The following is a 17,646-nucleotide window of genomic DNA, read 5'->3' on the forward strand; positions in this document are numbered from 1 at the left end:
CCGGTGTTTCGTTTTCGCGCCCGTTCTGAATTGACTAATTTTGTGGATGAAATAGACAAGAGAAGTAAGACAAAGGAGAAAAGACTTAGCCAATCGGAACAATCTTTTATCTCTAGTCTCACCTCGCACTTCGCATCGACATGATTTCAAAGACGTATAATCCGAAAGACATCGAGGAAAAGTGGTACCAGTACTGGCTGGAAAACCGCTTTTTTCATTCCACCCCCGACGAGCGCGAACCGTACACCATCGTCATTCCGCCCCCGAACGTAACCGGGGTGCTGCACATGGGCCACATGCTGAACAATACCATTCAGGATGTGCTGATTCGGAAAGCCCGGATGCAGGGCAAAAACGCCTGCTGGGTGCCGGGAACCGACCACGCATCCATCGCAACGGAAGCGAAAGTGGTGGCGATGCTGAAGGAGCAGGGCATTGAAAAACGTGACATCGGCCGGGAGAAGTTTCTGGAACATGCCTGGGAATGGACCCACAAATACGGCGGTATCATTCTGAAACAACTCCGCAAGCTCGGCGCATCCTGCGATTGGGACCGCACGCGCTTCACGATGGAACCGGCGCTGTACGATGCCGTCATTGACACGTTTGTGGATCTGTACAATAAAGGCCAGATTTACCGGGGTGTTCGGATGGTAAACTGGGACCCGCAGGGCCGGACGGCGGTTTCGGACGAGGAGGTCATCACCAAAGAGGTTCAGCAAAAGCTGGTTTATATTCGGTATGAGATTGCGGGGAGCAGAGCGCATGGAGCAGAGGGCGACGAAAACCCCGACTACATCACCATTGCCACGGTTCGGCCCGAAACGATCATGGCCGATGCGGCTATTTGCGTGAATCCCAACGACGAGCGGTATTCGCATCTGCACGGCAAAAAAGCCCTGATTCCGCTGATTAACCGGGAAATTCCGATTATCACGGATGAGTATGTGACGATGGATTTCGGTACGGGTGGTTTGAAAGTAACGCCCGCCCACGACCCGAATGACTACGAACTGGGCATCAAACACCGCCTGCCGGTGATCGACATTCTGAACGACGACGGAACGCTGAACGAAAAAGCGCAGATTTACGTCGGCCAGGATCGGTTTGCGGCCCGGAAAGCTATCATTAAGGAACTGGAAGAAAAAGGCTATCTGGTCAAAGCCGAAGAATACAAGTCGAACGTCGGGTTTTCGGAACGGACCAACGCGGTCATTGAGCCGAAGCTGTCGCTGCAATGGTTTCTGAAAATGAAAGAGATTTCAAAACCGGCGCTCGAAAACGTCATGAACGATACCGTTCAGTTGCACCCGGCTAAATTCAAGAACATGTATCGCTCGTGGATGGAAGCCCCGCACGATTGGTGCATCAGCCGTCAACTCTGGTGGGGCCACCGGATTCCGGCGTTTTACATGAAAGACGGCACTATCATCGTCGCCAAAACCAAGAAAGACGCGTTGCGGATTGCCCGTGATAAATACCAGTTGTTTGCCCTGAGCGAAACCGATCTGACGCAGGACGAAGACGTACTCGATACCTGGTTTTCGTCCTGGCTCTGGCCCATGTCAGTCTTTTTGCCGTCCAACGACTCGAACGATCCGAAAGCCGCGCCGGGCGATCTGGATTATTATTACCCCACCAATGACCTGGTTACCGGCTTTGACATTATCTTTTTCTGGGTTGCCCGGATGATTATGGCAGGTTACGAATTCAAGGGCCAGGAACCGTTTCGGAATGTGTATTTTACCGGAATGGTGCGGGATAAACTTGGCCGTAAAATGTCAAAGCAGTTAGGCAATTCACCGGATCCCATTGACCTGATTGAACAATTTGGGGCTGATGGCGTGCGGACGGGTATGCTGTTCAGCTCCCCGGCGGGCAACGACTTGCTGTACGATGAGAAGCTGGTGGAGCAGGGCCGTAACTTCTGCAACAAAATCTGGAACGCCTTCCGGTTGGTGAAAGGCTGGCGGGTGAGCGAAGATACGTCGGTGGTTGAAAAACCGCTGGCGGTTCAGTGGTTTGAATCGAAGTTGAACCAGACCCTGATTGATCTGGAAGATCATTTCAGCAAATACCGGATGTCGGACGCCCTACAGACGGTTTATAAGCTGATCTGGGACGATTTCTGCTCGCAGTACCTCGAAATGATTAAGCCGGGTTACGAACAGCAGGATCAGGTCCGGCCCATCGATAAAGTTACGTACGACGCAACGATTGACTTCTTCGAACGGCTGATGAAACTGGCGCATCCGTTCATGCCGTTTATCACGGAAGAAATCTGGCAAGAGATCAGCGAACGGCAAGAAGGCGAAAGCATCTGTGTTTCGGACTACCCAACTGCCGGAGCCGTTGACAAAGCGTTGCTGGCGGATTTTGATACCTTGTTCGAAATCATTTCTGCCATTCGGAATGTCCGGAACAGCAAACAGATCAGCCCGAAAACCGCCCTGCCGCTGGCAATCAAAACCGACGACACAGTCCGTTTCCGGCCGCTCGAAAGTTTGATTCAGAAACTGGCAGTGGTTTCCGAAATTAGCTACGTTACCGAAAAAGCCGAGGGCGTGTCCTTCCTGATTAAAAACACGGAGTTCTTCGTCAACATCGCCGGAGAAATTGACGTTGAGCAGGAACGGGCCAACATTGAGAAGGAATTAGCCTACGCCAAAGGTTTTCTGGAGTCGGTCATGAAGAAACTTTCGAACGAAAAATTCGTGGCCAACGCCAAGCCAGAAGTGATCGAACGCGAACGGCAGAAACTGGCCGACGCCGAAGCGAAAATCAAGACGCTGGAAGAAAATCTGGCCGCCTTGTAAGTTATTCGATTGATCTCTTTTAGTCCGTGTTTTGCGTTTCCTGCTGAGAAACGCAAAACACGGACTCATTTTTTGCGGTGAACTCCCGGCTTACATCACGTCGGCTCTACCGGTGATAACTCGATCTGGCCATTTCAACCAGAGCTTTTACCATTTCAGGCAGGTCAGCATTGAACGGATGTCCGCCTTATCCCAATTTCGACTTTTCAACCGCTGTTTTATGCCAACCTATCAACTTGCACAGGTCAACGTAGCCCACCTGCTGGCTCCGCTTGACAGTCCTCTGCTGGCCGACTTCGTAGCCAATCTGGACCCTATTAATGCTCTGGCCGACCAAAGCACCGGTTTTGTCTGGCGGCTCAAAACGGATGAAGGCGACGCCACGACCGTTCAGGCTTTCGACGATGAGTTGATTCTGGTTAACCTGTCCGTCTGGGAAACCATCGATGCACTGAAACACTACACGTATCATACGGCCCATACAGCCATTATGAAGCGTCGCCGGGAGTGGTTCAGTAAGTTCCAGGGTTTTTACATGGCTTTGTGGTGGATGGAAGCCGGGCAGTTTCCAACGCCTTTGGAGGCTCGTCAGCGGCTCGATGCCCTAAACCAGTTTGGCCCCACTCGTTTCGCTTTTACCTTCCGAAATCCATTTGAAAATCCCGCCGAACAGATCGACACGAATAATCTGACACAGACCTGAATCACTCCTTTCCCTATTCCGTAGTTACTTCAGGGCAAAAGCGATGTAGTTTCCACCGGGCTTCTGGCCACGCCCCCCGCCAGCGGCAATGACAACATATTGTTTTCCAGCCACTTCATAGGTAATCGGGGTTGCAAAACCACCCGCCGGGAGCTGGTATTCCCAGACTATTTTCCCGTTTTTCCGGTCGAACGCCCGAATTCGTTCATCTTTCGTACCGGCAATAAAAACCAGCCCACCTGCCGTAACCACCGGGCCACCGTAACTGTCGGTTCCGGTAATGGGAACGCCTTTTCTCGTCAGTTCCGGGTATTCACCCAGAGGCACTCGCCAAAGGTATTCGCCGGTGTTCAGGTCTATCGCATTCAGCGTTCCCCAGGGCGGTTTGATGCCTGGATACCCATCCTGATCCGTAAACCGTCGCCAAACCTTGCTCACGTAGGCGGGCAGGTACGGAAAACCGCTGGCGTTTTTTTCGACAGAATTACCAGATGACTTACTGGCAACCGTGGGAGAACTGGTTTCTTTATTCAGCAAAAAGTTGACGATGGCATCGCGATCCTTCTCCGAAAGGTGCTGAAACGAAGGCATCCGGCCGCTACCCGTTTTTAGAATTGCTTTGATTTCGTCGGCGGATCGTTTTTTACCAATATCGACTAAGGGAGGTAATTCTGGGCCACTGCCTTTGCGATCCTGTCCGTGGCAGGCAGCGCAATTGGTAATGTAGAGCGCATTTCCGGCCGTTACCGGCGCATTGGGTTTATTGACGTTAGCCCGCTCCGTCATAATCAGTTCCCAGGGCTCTTCATTTACATTCTGATAGAAAATACCGTCAGGATCAGCCGCATTCCCGCCCCATTCAGCCCCACCGCTGTAGCCAAACAACAAGGTTCCGGTCGTATTCGGTGGTGCAAAATTATGATCAGTTCGAATTTTCTCGTAACGTTCCTTTACATACGCGCGGGCTTCGGGCGAAACATCCGTCAGATCGGCTTCTGTATAGACCTGGCGGGAGAGCGGCAACGGTTTGAGCGGGTATTTTTGCGTCGGATACGGATGTTCACCGGGCAACCCATTAGTGGGCACTTTCCGTTCCTCAACTGGAAACAGGGCGGTGCCTTTATCACGGTCGAGCACGTATACCAACCCATCTTTGGTGGCCTGCACCACGGCATCAACGGCTTTTCCATTCCGTTTTATCGTCACCAGATTGGGCGGACAGGCATGATCGCGATCCCAGAGGTCATGGTGAATGGTCTGGTAATACCATTTCATTTTGCCGGTTTCGGCGTCGAGCGCCATAATGCAGTTGGCAAACAGATTGGCTCCTTTCCGATCACCGCCGTAGAAATCCGAAGCGGGCGAACCGGTTCCAAAATAAACAACACCCCGCTTTTCGTCGAGCGACATACCGCTCCAGTTATTAACCCCACCGATTTTTTTGTAGGCATCTTTCGGCCAGGTATCGTAGCCAGGTTCACCGGGTTGCGGAATGGTGTGAAAAACCCACTTTAATTTTCCTGTCACCACATCGAAAGCCCGAATATGGCCCGGAGCAGCGTCCCCCGACTCCGACACACTAGATCCCATAATGACCGTATTGCGGTAAATAACTCCGGGTGATGTAGCCGTCACCGACAATTTACTGACGTCGTGGTCCAGGTTGGTTTGCAGTCCCTGGTGCAAATCCGTTCGCCCGTTGTTCCCGAACGTGGTAATTAACTGACCAGTTTGCGCATTAACGGCGTATAAGCTGGAGCCTACCGTATACAGAATGCGTTGATCGTCCCCGCTTTCCCAGTACATGACGCCCCGGTTTGAATTAAGCCGGTCATCTTTAGAAGGTTCGAATTTCCATATCTGCTCACCCGTACCGGCTTTCAGGGCGAATAATTTCAGTTCGGGCGTTGTGCCGTACAAAATACCGTGTACAACAATCGGCTGGCACTGGATCGCCCGATCTCTCCGCCGACCGTTCGCGTCGGGCTTTTCGGAAGCGTCATACGTCCAGGCTACCTGCAAATTCCTGACGTTTTGGGTGTTGATCTGCGCTAGAGGAGAATACCGGTTTCCTGCCTTATTCCCACCGTAACTGGGCCAGTCGCGGCCCGTTTCCAACTGGTTACCGGGCTCCTGCATACCGTACAATAGCCAGCTCCCCACAACCAGTCCCGCTACAATCATTTTTCGGGTGGTGGGCCAAAAAACCACTGACAAGAAATGATTGCCAGTGGTTTTACTCATTTTTTCACTACGTTTCATGCTCGGGTGTAGGCGGAACGCGGCCGCATCCTGTTTCAATTAACCACTACGTTCTTACTATTTATTTCTGTTGCCATCTTAAAAAGAATGTGATCTGCAACCGATTGAGAATGCAAGGCCTCTTTCCGCCGATCAGGGAAGAATCCAACCGTACCTTATCTGGATGATAAAAGAATATAGCTTCGCCAACCTACTAAACGATACGCAGCGATTTGGTAGAGAAAAGACGGGTTTGTCGATTGAAAACCTCTTAGAACTTCCCTGGTAGCAACCAGCCGAAACAAGTTATTGCTTTAGAATGGTCACCTCTACCCGGCGATTCAGGCGTCGGGTTTGTTCCTGGGCGTTGCTTGCAATGGGTTTACTTCCGCCGTATGCCTTGGTCTGGATCCGATTGGCCGGAATTTTCTTATTCACCAGGTAGCTTTTAACCGCATTAACCCGGTTCTGCGACAAGGCTATGTTTAGCTTGGCATCACCCACGTTATCGGTATGGCCGGCCAGTTCAATTTCCATCGTAGGATTACGTTGCATAAGGGCCACCAGTGAATCCAGCTCGGGATACGAATTCGGCTGGATCTCGTAAGCCGACTGGTTAAACAGCAGGTTATTGAGCCGGTAGGTTCGGCCAGCTTCGACATTCGAGCCAAAATTTTCTACTTTGGGAGCTGGCGCTGTGGGCTTCGGCAATGTTTTAGGTGGTATTTGCGCAATCGCGGAATCCTTCGGAACGGTTTGGGGAGCCGGTTTTTTGGTCGGCGTTGCGGGTTTCGGCTTCACGGTTGATTTTGGGGCCGGAGCCGCTGGCTTCGGTTTAACGGCGGCTTTCGTGGCGGGTGGGCTAGCATTACGCATATCATCTTTGTACACCAGTACGCGAAGATCATATACATTGTAGGGCCACTGAGCATTAATACCGTTTGGAGTCCGACTTTTGTATTGCTGCACTCCCTCTTCAATCAGGTTAACTTTTCGTGTATCCTTCCCAGGGCGTTCAAAATGGGCTTCACAGGTCAGGAGTCGAGCCTGTGTGAACTCTTCTCCCTGCGGTTTGTCCAGCATCGGGACGATGAGATTGCCGTCAACCCGAATGTTTCGGATGTACAGCAGAGCATACTCTTTTTTGTTCTGTTCATCGTACAGACGCCAGCTGTTGGGGTGGCCTGGTCCATAAATCGTTGCATGCTCATTGTTTTCAGCCCTGAAATGAACAATCATTTTATGCTGCGTGTATTCTACTTTGGTCACCAAACCGCCATGATGGTTATTTACCTGGGGTGGATCGGTATCGCGCTGGACGATTTTCTGCGCCTGCGCGTCCAAATTAAAACCGGTTATCAGAAACCATAAAATCAAAAACCACCGTTTTGTCATGCCATTCATCACCTGTCTCCCGTTGTAACGTATGGAACTGTCGTTGTAGACATACTTTTTTTCACTTTTTTTAGCAACAAAAAGCAAAAAAATATAATTTTATCACTAATTAGGTTGTTCAATGTACAATGAACGACTTCAAATTAGTCACACAAGGAAAATAATAACATTCCACACAATGAGCAAGTGCATTTTTTTAGATCGGGACGGTGTTTTGAACGAAGACCGAACAGATTACGTGTACCGGGTAGAAGATTTTATTATTCCGGAAGGCGTTGTCGAGGGATTGCAGCTGCTAAAAAACGCTGGCTATCTGTTAATTGTGGTCACCAATCAGGCCGGAATCGCCCGAGGACTGTATTCACGGAATGACGTCATGCGGTGTCACCAGTATCTGCAGGATCAATGTGGCCACCTGATCGACGACATTTACTACTGTCCGCACCATCCTGATTTTGATACGCAGTCGCTCCTGCGCAAGCCCAATTCCTTGATGCTGGAAAAAGCCATTGCCAAATATAATATCGACGTCAGCCGTTCGTGGATGATCGGCGACGCATTGCGGGATATACAAGCCGGCAAGCGGGTGGGCGTGCGGACGTTGCACATAACGCACGAGATACCCAAGCCACCAGTTGGGGATCAACAGGCGTCCAACTTACTGGAAGCTTCAAAAATGGTGGTTGAGCTCGCTGCGGTTAATTAAGCAACTTGTTCTGTCGGAACGGGCTGCTTCTGCTGCAAATGGCTGTCATACGCCGGACACGCCCTGCGTGCACATGAACCGAGTGATACCAGGGCAACCAGGCCCAAAATCATACCGATCTTTTTCATTTCTCCTCCTTTTTTCTGTCCACAAAAGCCGTACGGCTTTTGTGGACAGGGCAAAAACTGTGCTATTTTAATTTTCCTGTTTTTCTAATTCTTCTTCTGGTTGTTCCTGCTCTTCAGCAGCCGCTTCAATTTCCAGTTTTACCGGTGTTGCAGTCTGTTGATAACCCAGAATTTTTAACATTACCTCGCTATCCTGTTCGGGTGCAAACAGACGCGTTGTTAGTTTGCCTTCGCTGTCCCGATCCACAATAACATGCTGCGGAGCCGGAATCAGGCAATGCTGAATCCCGCCATAGCCACCCAGCGACTCCTGATAAGCACCGGTATGGAAAAAGCCAATATACTGATCTTCAGTGTCCCGTTCAAAAATTGGCAGATACAAATCGGCGCTGTGGGCTTCCGTATTGTAAAAATCGTGCGAATCGCAGGTTAACCCACCCAGATTGACTTTCTGATACGGATTATCCCAGTTGTTCACCGACAGCATGATGTATTTCTGACCCAGGCCCCACGAATCCGGCAAATGCGTGATGAACGAACCATCGATCATATACCACAGCTCCTTGTCGTTCTGCAATTTCTGATCGATCACCTTATAGATAACGGCGCCACTCTCTCCTACCGTATAACTGCCGAACTCCGTGAAGATGTGCGGTACCGGTACGTTGTTTTTATTGCAGATCCACTGGATACTTTCCACAATCTGGTCTACCATAGCTTGATAGTCATACGTAAACTGGAACGACGTTTGGATCGGCATGCCGCCACCAATGTCGATGGAATCCAGGTCAGGACAGATTTTCCGCAATTCGCAGTATTTATACATGAACCGGCTCAGCTCACTCCAGTAATAGGCGCTGTCTTTGATCCCAGTATTGATAAAAAAGTGCAGCATTTTCAGCTTGAACTTATCGCTATTCTGGATTTTCGAACGATAAAGTTCATTAATATCACTGTATCGAATACCAAGCCGGGAGGTGTAAAACGCAAAATTCGGCTCTTCGTCCGTAGCGATCCGGATGCCTAGGTTCACGGTTTCGGCCGTCACGTTTTCGTAAGCTTCGATCTCTTTCAGGTTATCCAGAACCGGAACTACGTTAAATCCATCATTAATCAGTTCGCCAATGTATTGCGTGTACAAGGGGCGCTTGTAACCGTTGCAGATAATGAAGGTACTCTTGTCAATCTTGTCGTCCTTGTACAACTCCCGAAGTATCGGAATGTCAAAAGCCGATGAAGTCTCCAGATGAATTTTATTTTTTAAGGCTTCCTCCAGGACAAAACGAAAATGCGACGACTTTGTGCAATAACAATAGGTATACGTACCCTTGTAATTATACCGCTTCATCGCATTCTTGAACAACAAACGCGCATGTTCAATATGCTCGGTAATTTTAGGCAAATAGGTCAATTTAAGCGGTGTTCCATACTGCTTGATGATATCCATCAGCGGAACATTGTTAAACAGCAGATTGTTGTTCTCCACCTTGAATTCCAGGGTTGGAAATTCAAAGGTCTGTTCGATCAGGTCATTGTAACTTTTCATCCTTTCGGCAGAAGCATAAAAGAGTGTCTTGGTTTGAAAAAAGTCTGCGAAAATGCCATAAAAAAGGCAGCTTTGCAACGGGGCGGTAACCTGTTTACAGAAACAAAATGTAACACAGACCGGGCGCCTGATTGTCAAGCTGCTGCATAAATATACTTTCGCATTATTGAAAACGAAAAAACACGGTTTTTGATTCGGCTAATCGGGTTAATTTTTGAAGTCGTGCCTCATCAACCCGTAGATACGCTCGGTTTTATGGCCTCTCCGGCGACTTTTCATTTTAAAATCAAAAGAACTTGTATTTTTAGCGCCACAAATTCATTCAGAATGAAGCCATTGACCATTCATTTTATCGCCATCGGCGGTAGCGTCATGACCAACCTGGCCATTGCGCTGCATCAACAGGGACACCACATCACTGGTTCAGACGAGGAACTTAGCGAATCCTCCCGAACCCAACTTAACCAATACGGTTTGCTGCCGGCGCAGGCTGGCTGGCATACCGACGCAATTCACAATGGTCTCGATGTAGTTGTGCTGGGCGTACGCACCCAACCCAGCAACCCAGAATTGCAACGGGCGCAGGAACTAAACCTGCCGGTGTACTCCTATCCGGAATTTGTGTACCACCTATGCCGTAATAAACAGCGGATCGTGGTTACGGGTAGCCACGGCAAGACTACGATTGCATCCATGATTTTGCACGTGCTTACGTACCACCAACGTCATTTCGATTACCTGATTGGGGCCGATACCGAAGGTTCTGATACGGCCGTTAGGCTGAGTACGGATGCGCCCGTGGTGATTATAGAGGGCGATGAACACGGCACGTCGCCCATCGACTCCCGGCCAAAGTTTTTGCATTATCAGCCCCATCTTGTTCTGATCAGCGGTATTGCCTGGGATCACGCCAACCTCTACCCCACTTACGAGCAATATGTCCGTCATTTTGAGTTACTGGCCGATTCAATGGACAAATCCGGAACCATCGTCTTTGACGATACCGACGACATGCTGGACGTCGTTGCCCTGAAAGAACGGGAGGATGTAACCCGCCAGCCGTATGACGTGCATTCGTACCGGATCGAAAACGGAAAAACCGTACTGGTCACCAAAAACCAGGGGAACGTGCCCGTTGCGTTTTTTGGTAAACACAACATGAAAAACCTTAGTGGTGCTCTGGCCGTCTGCGACCACCTGGGCATTACGGAGGAAATGTTTTATGAGGCAATTCAGAGCTTTACGGGTTTACCCCGGCGATTACAAAAGACGACCGACGGCTCTACCATTATTTTCCAGGATTTGGCTCAGTCGCCCTCCAAAATAGAAGCCGCCACCGAAGCGGTAAAAGCCCAGTATCCCAACCACAGACTGATCGCTGGTGTTGAGCTGCCTTTGGTTAGTAGCTTGAACAAGACGTTTTTGAACCAGTACCGCGACAAACTGGATAAAGCCGATGTAGCCGCTATCTTCTATAACTCCGGTTCGAGTCCTGAATCTCTTTCAATCAACGAGCTCGCAAAGGCTTTCGACCGCCCCGATTTACAGGTTTTTTCTGACTTCGCAGATTTACAAACTTTTTTAAAAACCCAGAACAACGGTCAGCCAACGGTTTTTCTGCTGATGGGTTCAGCCACGTTCAATAGCCTGAATTAGCACTCCACAGCTATCTAAACTGGAATGACGCAGATTAAAAGATTGTCACTAACGCTTCTTAGTTAATCCTTTAATCTGCGTCATTTCTAGTTCACGACTTTTTCAGCAGATACGCCACCAGATCCGCTAGTTGTTGTTCAGATAGTCCCAGCGACGACGGATCGGGCATCAGGCTCGTACTGTATTGTTTGCGGGAGGCAATTTGTGACGTTGGAATCGTATGTTTTTGTCCGGCGGCATCCTTCATTACCACCGCCTGCTGACCATCACTGATCAGAAAACCGTAGAACGTCTGCCCGTTTTTCGTTGTCAATAGCCACGGCTCATACCCAAATGCCAGTCCGGCGCTCGGATTTAGAATGGCATCCAGCAAACCGTTCCGATCAAACTTCTGATGAATCTTCGTCAACTCTGGACCAATGTCCTTTCCCTCTTGCCCGTGACGATGGCAGGTAGCACAGTTGGTTTTGAAAACCGTCAAACCGGTAGCCTCATTGCCGGTCAAGGCCGCGATTTTTTTCAACGACAGCGAAGCCATTCCCCCGGAGCGAGTGAAGTAGTCGCCTGCCATCGTGCGCACACTCTGATCAGGATTGGTAAAAATAACTTCACTGATAGCGGGCTTCAGGCTTTCCGGCAATTTCTTTTCAGCCGCCAGACCAACGAGCAGCTTCCCTCCCTCCGGATTCACCGCCATCTCTTTTGCCAGTTTCAGCTTGTCTGCCGCCGGAGCATATTCCTCCATTAATTTCTGCCGCATGGCCAGCGCTTTTTGCTCAGCTTCCGACAGCTTGGGTGGCATCACTTCATCCCAGTTCAGCAAGGTAGCCCAATCATTCGACCGCCGGAAGTTCACCCAGTAGTTGGCCAGTGGAGCAACGGTTTGGTCCAGGCTTTTCGATAGTTCGACCATTGCCCGGGCGGCTGCGGCATCTTTCATGAAACCAAGGGCTACCAACGCCTGTTTGCGGGCATCGGCGGTTAACGACGGGGATTGCGCCCGTTGCTTCATTAAATCCACCGTACTGACCGGGTGAAGCCGCCAGATCAGGTTTGTGCTTTTTTGATCCCATTGAATCGGGTTAGCCGAAACGGACGGTTTTAAGGCTGCATACAAAGCTTCTTCTTTTTTGTCAGCCGCAATCCCGAGAGCCTCCAGATAAAACCGATCGGTGCCATCGTATCCTTTGACCAATTTTATCAACAAGTCTTTGCATTGTTCGAAGGGCACATCCCGCAAGGCAATGGCAACTTCTCGCCGAACGGCCGGCGACGGATCATCAACTACCTTTTGGGCCAGCGCCACCATATCCGGCTGCACCTGCTTCAGCGCCCGAAATGCCGTAATCCGCAAATCGACCTGATCGGACGTCAGCAATTCTTCCACTTTTTGCCTGCCTTTGGGACCGAGTTGCGAAAGCAGCCAGACGGCCCGCGCCCGGTGGTATGGATTGGGTGCATTCAGCAGTTTGGCCACGGGTTTTACAACCTTGTCACCCTGCGCTTTTAATTTTTCAAAACCCAATACCCGAATATTAACCGCCGGGTTTGTCAGCGCCAGAATCTGTCCTTTCGTTTTTGCGGTATTGATCTGCGGGTTCGTCAGCTTTTTCCCTTTCGGTGTAATTCGGTAAATCCGTCCGTACCCTTTTTTATCTTTCATCTGGTGTCCACCCACCACCGGATCGAACCAGTCGGCAATGTACAAGGCTCCGTCGGTTCCAACGGCCACGTCGCTCGGGCGAAACCATTTGCGAATGTCGTCCCTGATGTCGTTCCATTTGTAATCTTCTTCTACCTGCGGAAACGTACTGATGAAGTCAGTCCTCGGCATCCGGTAACCGGCCCCCTGTGGTTCGGGCTTGTAGCTAAAGATAACGTTCCGTCCCGCTTCGGCGCTCAATAATACGCCCCGGTATTTTTCGCCCAGCTGATCGCCTTCGTAAAAAACCATCCCTGTTGGCGAACCGGCTCCGCTGATGTCGCCCACCGGAACAACACCGGGGTCTTCCTGGTGCCAGTGCGCCGTTGGAACATCCTGGCCGGGCCGTTGATCACCTTGCCAGTACCGGGTTCCATCCTGGCTGAAATAGCCCATATTACCGCCCTCCATCAACCAGCTGGTCCGGCAGGCCACCACCTGATCGTCGTTGTCGTTCTGCCACATATTGCCATAGGAGTCGAGCGCGGTTTCGTAATTGTTCCGGAAGTTGTGCCCCATTACTTTCAACCCCGTGCCATCGGGGTTGATCCGTAAGGCCAAACCGCCAACCCAAACCCGGCCGTCATCGCTGACCATATTGCCTTTGTTAAGTTTGTTGTAGGGGGTGCCACCTGTATAAATACTTCCCGACCGCAGCGTCCATCCAGCTTTATCAGTTACGGCATGCGGCCCTGCATTACCGGTATTGAAATACCAGCGTCCATCGGGTCCGGCTACCAGAGCGTGTAACGAATGGTCGTGGTCGAGTCCGCCGAAGCCGGTTAGAAAAACCTCTTTTTTGTCGGGTTTATCGTCGCCGTTTTCGTCGGTATAGATAACCAGATGCGGAGCCGCCGACACGATGGTTTTGTTACCGATGACTGCAATACCCAGGGGTGACACCAGGTCCTTGTCTTCGACATAAACTTTCGAGTGGTCGGCCTTGCCGTCGCCATTGGTATCTTCCAGAATAACCACCCGTTCGCCGTTCGGATGATCGAGCCGAGTTTCGGGTTTGTTGTTAAAGTTTCGGTAGTTGACAGCCTCCGTTACCCAGATGCGCCCGCGGGTATCAACATCAATATTGGTCGGGTTATAAAACATTGGAGCCTCCGCCCAGACCGTGGCCTCCAGGTCGTCGGGCAGGTACAGTCTGCTGGAATCGGACGCTACCATCAGTCCCTTGCGAATGGGCTCAATGGGGTCGGGTCGGGCACCAGCTTGCCGGTCTGATTGAGGTACTGCAATGCTCCACCAAGTCAGTCCTCCCAATAGAACGGACGCACTTAGAGATCGAAGGGGGCTAGGAATAGTTACGTTCATGGTTTAGTGTTCCACGTGGAATAATTACCTGAAAAACAACATTTAAGGACTAATAAACTTATTATAATAAGTGACAATTGCAAAAAATCGTGGAACAGTGAAGAAACCGTCCTACGAAAGAATATCTCTTACAAACTTATTATTATAAGTGTAACTTTCCAACATGGTTTTACCCTCTGGCACAGCACCTTCGATATGAATCCATCCTTGGTATTGAATATCGTCCAACGCCTTGCGGACCGCCGGGTAATCCACCTTTCCCTGGCCAAGCAAATAACTATTCTCCTTGAAGTGGAATTCAGCGATCTGTTTTTGCTTTCCCAACCAGCGAATTTCCTTTAAAATATTATAACCCATTACTGTGGCGTTGCACACGTCATAATACACTTTCACAGCGGGCGACGCCACTGCATCAATAATCGTCATATGCTCCTCGGCACTCAGCCAGGATTCAATCGCTAGCGTCACGCCCGCCTTCTCTGCTTTTGGTGCAACGGCCCTTAGCCGCTCAATCACAACCTGCGTTCCTTGTGGATCGTTTTTTAAATCCCCTTTGTTAAAAAAAGCCAGCAAAATAGTTTTGGTCCCCAAAGCTTTGGCAACAGCGATGCTATCCTGAACCCACTGTTCTGCCCGTGGGTCGGATTTATAAGGTACATTGTTGAGCTCCCCCAGCGCCAGCCCACCGATCTGAACGCCGGTTCGTTTAGCGGTTTCGCGCCAGGTTTTTTGCAGGCTCTTTTGGCGGAGGTGCATGTCGTTTTTTTCCGAACCCATGTTCACCTGAATTCCATCAAGACCGATGGTTTTGGCTACGTCGAAGGCTTCGATTTTACTGGACTGCCCGATCGACCAATCGCAGGCTCCAATGCGAAAGCGTTGGTCATTTGGGTTTTGTGAAGTAATTTTAGAGACGAAAAAGTCTCGGAAAACCGGTTCACTGAGGCTCAGAAAACCCAGTGTTTGCCGGAGGGCGGTGCGTCGATTCATGGAGATTAGGAATAGATTTTAGTCAAAAGTACAGGTCAAAATTCATATTCGCTCGTTGCCAGTGGGTTAGCGTAAATTTTTTTTGAGTGCATTCCAACCATTACTACATCGTTGGGGTCAGGAGAATGAAACAATATGTTGGATGAACGAGCGTTAGTTGACGGCTGTCGACATAGAGACCGAACTGCTCAGCGAAAACTGTACGAGTTATTCGCCAGGAAGCTCTTTGTGGTTAGCCAACGGTATACGAAAAACCGTGACGACGCCGAAGATGTGTTGCAGGATTCATTTGTGAAAGCGTTTCAGCATATTGATACATTTCGTTTCGAGTGCCCTCTGGAAGCATGGCTCAAACGGATTGTGATCAATACGGCATTAAAGCACATTCGTAAACAGAAACCCTGGCAGAACCAGGCGGAGCTGGACGATGTGGCCCCCAATGCCCTACCGCAGACGGAAGACAGCCTATCGGGTCTGCACTACCAGCAACTTTTGAAGATGGTGCAGGAACTCCCGCCGGGATGTCAGGCTGTATTTAACCTGTACGCGATTGAAGGCTATACACACCCCGAAATCGCGGAATTATTAGATATTTCAGAAGGTACATCTAAATCGCAGTTTTCGCGTGCCCGCATGCTGCTGCAACAAAAGATTCAGAACGAGCGTCCGATTCCGAAATGAGTCTCTCTAAAGAAGAACAATTTAATGAAGAGTGGCGCAACCTCTTCGAAAATGCTGAAGAAAGCCCATCGGATGAGCTTTGGGACAGCATTGCCCGTCGGTTAGACGAGGAGGAGGCTGAGCCCATAATACCACTCTGGCCCCGGGTAAGACCCTGGGTATACGGAGTGGCCGCATCTGTTATTGCCCTTTTAGTAGGCTGGTGGGCAACCCAATCTATTAATACCGCAGACCTCAACCGCCCGGTGGCTGGTCAAACGACGGGGTCCCCACAAACCAAGACGAATGCCGATCAGGCGGTAGCACAGGATAAAACCGTTGCTGCCGCGCCAGAGCAGTCTACCAATCCGGCAACTCCAGACCTGGCAAAGCAACGCCCCGAATCCGGAAACACCGACCAACAGGATGAAGCCCTAGCCCAGAACCATTCGGCATCGCCCGGCAAACGCGCTGCTGGCAGTTCCATTTCATCGGTACAGAAAAGTTCGGAAAACACTGGAACAATTGGTGAGGTTCGTAGAAATCAATCGGTATTGGCCTCCAAGAACCGGACGAATGCAGTACCCCAGGCTTCAGCTGGCCCCGAACGTCAGCCCGATGCCGGGCGGTTAGCCGACGCTCACTCCCCCCAGCGTGTGTCGAAGTCAGGCTCAGATCGGCCAACCACACCCGAGCAACCGATGGCTCATCCGGAAGCGTCCCCAGCTGGTTTTGAACCAGTCGCCGAAACCGCCGACACGCGGCTAGCCTACGAAGCCGCTTACATCAAGAATAAAGTAACCGTTGCCAAGGCTCCGCGCCCGATCAGTCGAATCATCTGGTACCGGGCACCCGAAACGACGATTGAACCACAACAGCCGAAAGAGTCCTCACGAAAAGAATACTGGGCAGCTTTGACCGCAACACCCATGTCGTTCAATCCGATGGCATCTGTACAGTCAAGGCTTGGCGAGGCATATAGCGTTTATAATGGTGTTATGCAAAGCAGCCGAGTGGCCAGTGCAGCCACGCTCCAGAATCAGGCCCAGATTTCGATGGCCTGGCAGGCCAGCACCGGGGTGCAGCTCAATAAACACTGGTCCGTAGAAGCCGGTGTACAATACCTGAATGGACGATCGCAGACTCAAAACAATGCTTCGGTAACGAACGCCTTCACCAACCAGACGGAAAGCCTGCTCATCAATGCCGTGCGCAGCAGCAGCCCTAATGCCTCGTTGGCGATGGATGCTCCCGCTCCCCAGAATGGCAATTCCTTTCTTCCTACCGGGCTAGACAAGAACAATCTGGTCAACTCATCTTACCTGAAGGTTATTCCGGCAGACCAGGTTGTTTCCAATAACTTTCAGTACATCCAGGTACCGGTTAACGTCGGCTACCATATTTTGCCCCAACGGAAAATTAGCTATTCCGTTCTGGGTGGAGTGATGGCCAACGTTTTTCTGAAGAATACCATTAGCGGAAGTCTGGAAATAAATCCGGAGGATCAAGTCTACCGCCCTACCTCGCTGGCTGGTACTGCCGGACTTCGAGTCAATTACCACCCGACCCACCACTGGTCCGGCTCATTGACAGGATCCTACCAGCAGGCGCTGCAAAATGGTACGCAATCCGATGCCGTATTGCAAGTTCGGCCGCAGGCAATCGGCGTTGGGTTTGGACTTAACTACCATTTCTAACACACCGAATTACGTTACCATATTTGCAAAACCGGTAACGTAATTCTGCTTTTTTTCTTAATTCTCCCACTTTTCTCTCTATT

At 50.4% G+C, this 17,646-nt stretch carries 11 protein-coding genes; 6 read left to right on the plus strand and 5 right to left on the minus strand.

The window, feature by feature from the left end:
- Positions 1 to 140: 140 nt before the first annotated feature.
- Positions 141 to 2,816, plus strand: coding sequence for a valine--tRNA ligase (locus ACYVH9_RS19875; protein ID WP_460638130.1), 2,676 nt, complete (start codon positions 141 to 143; stop codon positions 2,814 to 2,816).
- Positions 2,817 to 3,036: 220 nt separating this feature from the next.
- The gene (locus ACYVH9_RS19880; protein ID WP_460638131.1) at positions 3,037 to 3,519 is read left to right on the plus strand and encodes a DUF3291 domain-containing protein; all 483 of its coding nucleotides are present in this window, start codon (positions 3,037 to 3,039) and stop codon (positions 3,517 to 3,519) included.
- Positions 3,520 to 3,543: 24 nt separating this feature from the next.
- On the opposite strand, the gene ACYVH9_RS19885 is transcribed toward ACYVH9_RS19880, so the two are convergent.
- The gene (locus tag ACYVH9_RS19885) at positions 3,544 to 5,658 is read right to left on the minus strand and encodes an outer membrane protein assembly factor BamB family protein (RefSeq protein ID WP_460638168.1); all 2,115 of its coding nucleotides are present in this window, start codon (positions 5,656 to 5,658) and stop codon (positions 3,544 to 3,546) included.
- Between the two features lie 408 nt (positions 5,659 to 6,066).
- Positions 6,067 to 7,155, minus strand: a complete 1,089-nt coding sequence (locus tag ACYVH9_RS19890) for an OmpA family protein (RefSeq protein WP_460638132.1) — start codon at positions 7,153 to 7,155, stop codon at positions 6,067 to 6,069.
- Between the two features lie 178 nt (positions 7,156 to 7,333).
- Here ACYVH9_RS19890 and ACYVH9_RS19895 point away from each other — a divergent pair, with 178 nt between their 5' ends.
- Entirely contained in the window at positions 7,334 to 7,861 is a 528-nt protein-coding gene (locus ACYVH9_RS19895; RefSeq protein WP_460638133.1) for a D-glycero-alpha-D-manno-heptose-1,7-bisphosphate 7-phosphatase, read from the plus strand.
- A 195-nt stretch (positions 7,862 to 8,056) separates the two neighbouring features.
- On the opposite strand, the gene ACYVH9_RS19900 is transcribed toward ACYVH9_RS19895, so the two are convergent.
- Positions 8,057 to 9,535, minus strand: a complete 1,479-nt coding sequence (locus ACYVH9_RS19900; RefSeq protein WP_460638134.1) for a type III PLP-dependent enzyme domain-containing protein — start codon at positions 9,533 to 9,535, stop codon at positions 8,057 to 8,059.
- A 327-nt stretch (positions 9,536 to 9,862) separates the two neighbouring features.
- Between ACYVH9_RS19900 and ACYVH9_RS19905 the strand changes: the two genes are divergently transcribed.
- The gene (locus ACYVH9_RS19905) at positions 9,863 to 11,191 is read left to right on the plus strand and encodes a UDP-N-acetylmuramate--L-alanine ligase (protein WP_460638135.1); all 1,329 of its coding nucleotides are present in this window, start codon (positions 9,863 to 9,865) and stop codon (positions 11,189 to 11,191) included.
- Between the two features lie 91 nt (positions 11,192 to 11,282).
- Here ACYVH9_RS19905 and ACYVH9_RS19910 read toward each other — a convergent pair whose 3' ends face one another.
- Both ACYVH9_RS19910 and ACYVH9_RS19915 read right to left on the minus strand, forming a co-directional pair.
- The gene (locus ACYVH9_RS19910; protein ID WP_460638136.1) at positions 11,283 to 14,216 is read right to left on the minus strand and encodes a PVC-type heme-binding CxxCH protein; all 2,934 of its coding nucleotides are present in this window, start codon (positions 14,214 to 14,216) and stop codon (positions 11,283 to 11,285) included.
- Positions 14,217 to 14,327: 111 nt separating this feature from the next.
- Positions 14,328 to 15,206 carry a sugar phosphate isomerase/epimerase family protein gene (locus tag ACYVH9_RS19915; RefSeq protein WP_460638137.1) on the minus strand — a complete coding sequence of 293 codons (879 nt, stop codon included), beginning with the start codon at positions 15,204 to 15,206 and terminating at the stop codon, positions 14,328 to 14,330.
- Between the two features lie 135 nt (positions 15,207 to 15,341).
- Between ACYVH9_RS19915 and ACYVH9_RS19920 the strand changes: the two genes are divergently transcribed.
- The gene (locus tag ACYVH9_RS19920) at positions 15,342 to 15,887 is read left to right on the plus strand and encodes an RNA polymerase sigma factor (protein ID WP_460638138.1); all 546 of its coding nucleotides are present in this window, start codon (positions 15,342 to 15,344) and stop codon (positions 15,885 to 15,887) included.
- Positions 15,884 to 17,563 (plus strand): hypothetical protein, encoded by a 1,680-nt coding sequence (locus tag ACYVH9_RS19925; protein WP_460638139.1) that lies wholly within the window; start codon positions 15,884 to 15,886, stop codon positions 17,561 to 17,563. Before ACYVH9_RS19920 ends, ACYVH9_RS19925 begins: the two co-directional genes overlap by 4 nt.
- Positions 17,564 to 17,646 lie beyond the last annotated feature (83 nt).

It is taken from the genome of Larkinella harenae, assembly GCF_054780515.1.

Excerpts from the sequence above, each read along its gene's own strand:
- ACYVH9_RS19880 (WP_460638131.1), top strand. The coding sequence starts at position 3,037 with ATGCCAACCTATCAACTTGCACAGGTCAACGTAGCCCACCTGCTGGCT.
- ACYVH9_RS19895 (WP_460638133.1), top strand. The coding sequence starts at position 7,334 with ATGAGCAAGTGCATTTTTTTAGATCGGGACGGTGTTTTGAACGAAGAC.
- ACYVH9_RS19890 (WP_460638132.1), bottom strand. The coding sequence starts at position 7,155 with ATGACAAAACGGTGGTTTTTGATTTTATGGTTTCTGATAACCGGTTTT.
- ACYVH9_RS19885 (WP_460638168.1), bottom strand. The coding sequence starts at position 5,658 with ATGCAGGAGCCCGGTAACCAGTTGGAAACGGGCCGCGACTGGCCCAGT.
- ACYVH9_RS19900 (WP_460638134.1), bottom strand. The coding sequence starts at position 9,535 with ATGAAAAGTTACAATGACCTGATCGAACAGACCTTTGAATTTCCAACC.
- ACYVH9_RS19920 (WP_460638138.1), top strand. The coding sequence starts at position 15,342 with ATGTTGGATGAACGAGCGTTAGTTGACGGCTGTCGACATAGAGACCGA.
- ACYVH9_RS19875 (WP_460638130.1), top strand. The coding sequence starts at position 141 with ATGATTTCAAAGACGTATAATCCGAAAGACATCGAGGAAAAGTGGTAC.
- ACYVH9_RS19910 (WP_460638136.1), bottom strand. The coding sequence starts at position 14,216 with ATGAACGTAACTATTCCTAGCCCCCTTCGATCTCTAAGTGCGTCCGTT.
- ACYVH9_RS19925 (WP_460638139.1), top strand. The coding sequence starts at position 15,884 with ATGAGTCTCTCTAAAGAAGAACAATTTAATGAAGAGTGGCGCAACCTC.
- ACYVH9_RS19905 (WP_460638135.1), top strand. The coding sequence starts at position 9,863 with ATGAAGCCATTGACCATTCATTTTATCGCCATCGGCGGTAGCGTCATG.
- ACYVH9_RS19915 (WP_460638137.1), bottom strand. The coding sequence starts at position 15,206 with ATGAATCGACGCACCGCCCTCCGGCAAACACTGGGTTTTCTGAGCCTC.